At 71.3% G+C, this 3,483-nt stretch carries 3 protein-coding genes and 1 pseudogene; all 4 read left to right on the top strand.

What is annotated here, in order from left to right; genetic code table 11:
• Positions 1-414, top strand: a pseudogene (locus IE312_RS42710) (chitinase); the annotation flags it as partial.
• A 127-nt stretch (positions 415-541) separates the two neighbouring features.
• Positions 542-1,054, top strand: a complete 513-nt coding sequence (locus IE312_RS31780; protein WP_189985720.1) for a hypothetical protein — start codon at positions 542-544, stop codon at positions 1,052-1,054.
• On the top strand, positions 1,051-1,647 hold the full coding sequence (locus IE312_RS31775; RefSeq protein WP_229900673.1) for a hypothetical protein: 597 nt from the start codon (positions 1,051-1,053) through the stop codon (positions 1,645-1,647). The genes IE312_RS31780 and IE312_RS31775 overlap by 4 nt, the downstream gene beginning before the upstream one ends.
• A partial coding sequence (locus IE312_RS42705; protein WP_229900672.1) for a putative T7SS-secreted protein occupies positions 1,647-3,483 on the top strand: 1,837 nt, incomplete at its 3' end. The genes IE312_RS31775 and IE312_RS42705, both read left to right, overlap by 1 nt.

The raw sequence follows: 3,483 nt of genomic DNA, 5'->3' as shown, positions 1-3,483 counted from the left end.
TCGAACGCCTACTTCCAGACCGCGCTGAACGTGAAGGACATCCTCACGGTCGTCAACATGCAGTACTACAACAGCGGTTCCATGCTGGGCTGCGACGGCAAGGTCTACAGCCAGGGCACGGTCGACTTCCTGACCGCCCTCGCCTGCATCCAGCTGGAAGGCGGCCTCTCCCCGTCCCAGGTCGGCCTGGGCCTGCCGGCCTCCACCCGCGCGGCGGGCGGCGGCTACGTCTCCCCCACGGTGGTCGACAACGCCCTGGACTGCCTGACGGCCGGCACGAACTGCGGCACCTTCAAGCCGTCCAAGACCTACCCGGCCCTGCGCGGCGCGATGACCTGGTCCACCAACTGGGACGCGACCTCGGGCAACGCCTGGTCGACCCCGGTGGGAGCCCACGTCCACGCCCTCCCGTGACCTGACCCGAACTCCTGCCGTGCAGCGCCCGGACCGCCCCGGTCCGGGCGCTGTCACGTCCCCCTACGACGGCCGAACCCGATCGGTGCCCCCGCCATCCCTTTTGCTCCCGGTACAGCCCGGTGTGATGATCGCACCTATGGCTGAACACGGGGGACGGACAGCTGCGTTGGGACAAGCACGCAGGTCACGACTGTACGAGTACGCGGAACAGGGCGACGCCCTGCGGCCGGAGCCCTCCGACGGATCCGAGCACCGGCGGCACGCGTTCGCCGCGCTGCTGGGTGAGTTCCGTCGTACGGCGGTGCTGGTGCCGGTGGACGCGGACGGGGCGCCGCTGGCAGCCGAGTTCAGCGGTGTGCGCTGGATCTACGCGTTCTCGGACGAGGGGGCGTTGGCGCGTTTCGCGGTGGCGCGGGGCGAGGGTGCGCGGGAGTGGGCGTACCAGCGGTGGCTGGGTGCGCGGCTGCTGGATGCGGCGGTGCCGGCGGTGGGTGTGCCGTGCGGGGTGGCGCTGGATTGTGCGGACGGGGTGGACGGGGTGGTTTTTCCGCCGGTGCGGGGGGTCGTGCCGGATGCGGTGGCGGTAGACGTGAACGGCGGGGACGGCGGGGACGGCGGGACGGGGGACGCGCGGTGAGCGGGGACGGCAAGGATCTGGCGACGCAGGGCCTGGGCCTGATCGCCAAGGGTTTGACCGATGCACTGGGTGAGCTGAAGGAGCTGGGCGGGTTCGGCACCTCCGGGGCCGGGCGGGGTTTCGGTGAGATCGCGTTGTCGGGCCTGGAACTGGGCCACGAGGGACTGACGGGTGCGTTCTCGTCGTTCTGCGAGCGCTGGGAGTGGGGGGTGCGGTCGCTGATCGCCGAGGGCAACGGCTTCGCTGAGAAGACGGGGCTGGCGGCGGGGACGTACTACGAGACCGACAAGTACGTCGAAGGCACGGTCAAGGTCGCCGAGAACGCGGCCATCGGCAATCCGTACGCCTCCGAGGAGGACGTGGAGAAGATGGGCTACGGCGACATCGCCGCGTCCGGTGCGTACGGCGGTGACGTGGACTACAGCGGGGAGTCCTTCGAGCAGGCGTGGGCCAACAGCAAGCAGGGCTGGCAGACGGCCGCGGACGATGTGATGACCTCGCACACCATCGGGCCGGTGCCGGGCATGGGCGTGGGTGACCTGCGCGAGGCGCTCGGCGACGCGGACGCACCGTCGCGGGGCGGTGAGCGCTGATGGGCATGGGGGATGTGACCAACGCGCTGCTGGGCGGCGCCGAGGACCTCTACGACAAGGGCAAGAAGAAGCTCGGCGAGGGCGTCGACTGGGCCACGGACAAGGTCGGCGGCAAGCTGGACGACGTCGGCCTGCACAAGTGGGCCGACGTGGTGGAGGACTGGGGCGACGGGGTCGCCTCCGACCTCGGGGCGACGCCGGGCGAGCAGCAGCTCGGCCAGACCGAGGAGGCGAACGAACTCGTCCACGGCGACCCGGCGAAGATCCGGGAGAGCGCCCAGCACCTGCGGGACTTCCACGGCGCGTTCGACAAGGTCGGCGCGGGGCTGAAGAAGGTCGACTCCTCCGGCTGGAAGGGCGAGGGCGGGGACGCCTTCCGGGAGAAGTTCGGCGTGCACCCCGCCAAGTGGGCGCAGGCGGCCGAGGCCTGCCGATGCGCGGCCGAGGCGCTGGAGTCGTACGCCGACACGGTCACGTGGGCACAGGGCCAGGCGAAGGAGGCCGTGGAGCTCTACAAGAAGGGTGAGAAGGCGTCCAAGGCCGCGTTCAGCGCGTACACGGACAAGGTCGAGACGTACAAGGCGAAGGCGAAGGCGAAGGCTGGTGAGGATCCCGGCCCGGACCCCGGGAAGTTCGACGACCCGGGCAAGGCCGATGTCCGGGCCGCCCGGCACAAGCTCGCCGAGGCCCGCAAGCAGCGCAACACCGCCGCCACCGAGGCACAGGACAAGGTGAAGGCGGCGCTCGCCCACGCCCCCGCCGAGCCCCCGCCCCTGGACCGGCTCAAGGGCGACCTGAAGGACGGCGCGCTCTCCACGGAACTGGAGATCACCCACTTCGCGGGCGGCGTCGTCAAGGGCACGGCCGGCCTGGTCACCTTCGTGCGCGGCCTGGACCCGATGGACCCCTACAACCTCACCCACCCGGCCGCCTACCTGCAGAACGTCAGCATGACGCTCTCCGGCCTGACCTCCACCGCCGCCCACCCCGAACGCACCGCGAAAGGCATGTGGGACGAGTTCCGCAAGGACCCGTCCGAGTTCGGCGGACGCATGGTGCCGCAGTTCTTCCTCGGCGACGGCGCCGGGCTGGAGGCGGGACTGGCCCGGAAGGCGGCGGAAGAGGGTGCCGAGCAGGGCCTGCGCGGCGCCGCCCGGAACGCGGTGGAAAGGGGACCCGAGGACGTCTCCCGGCGGCCGCTCGAGAAGGTCTGCGAGAAGGACCCGGTCGACGTCGCGACCGGCCGGATGGTGCTGCCGCAGACCGACGTCTCCCTCCCCGGCGCCCCACCTCTCGTCCTCAAGCGGCAGTTCGAGTCGTCGTACCGGCTCGGCGGCTGGTTCGGCCCGACCTGGTCCTCCACGCTCGACCAGCGTCTGGAGATCGACGCGCAAGGCGTGGTCTTCGTCGGCGAGGACGGCCTGACACTGGCCTACCCGCACCCGGCGCCGGGCGTGCCGACGCTCCCCGGTCACGGCCCCCGCTGGCCGCTGGACCGCACGGACGGCGGTTACACCCTCACCGACCCCGACTCCGGCTACGTAAGGCACTTCGCCGACCGCTCCGAGAACCTGGCGGTGCTGGAACAGGTCGACGACCGCAACGGCAACTGGATCACGTTCGAGTACGACACGAACGGCGCCCCGCGCGCCCTCAGCCACAGCGGCGGCCACCGCCTGCTGCTGTCGACCGCCGACGGCCGGGTCACCGCGCTGCACCTTGCGGGCGCGGCAGCGGACGGCGGCGACCAGGAACTGCTCCGCTACGGCTACACCGACGGCCACCTCAGCGAGGTCGTCAACTCCTCCGGCCGTCCCATGCGCTTCGCGTACGACG

This window comes from Streptomyces capoamus, assembly GCF_014654935.1.
Taxonomy (GTDB): domain Bacteria; phylum Actinomycetota; class Actinomycetes; order Streptomycetales; family Streptomycetaceae; genus Streptomyces; species Streptomyces capoamus.
Note: the sequence above shows the minus strand (reverse complement) of the source record. Positions and strands in the feature narration are given on the sequence as shown.

Excerpts from the sequence above, each read along its gene's own strand:
- IE312_RS31780 (WP_189985720.1), top strand. The coding sequence starts at position 542 with ATGATCGCACCTATGGCTGAACACGGGGGACGGACAGCTGCGTTGGGA.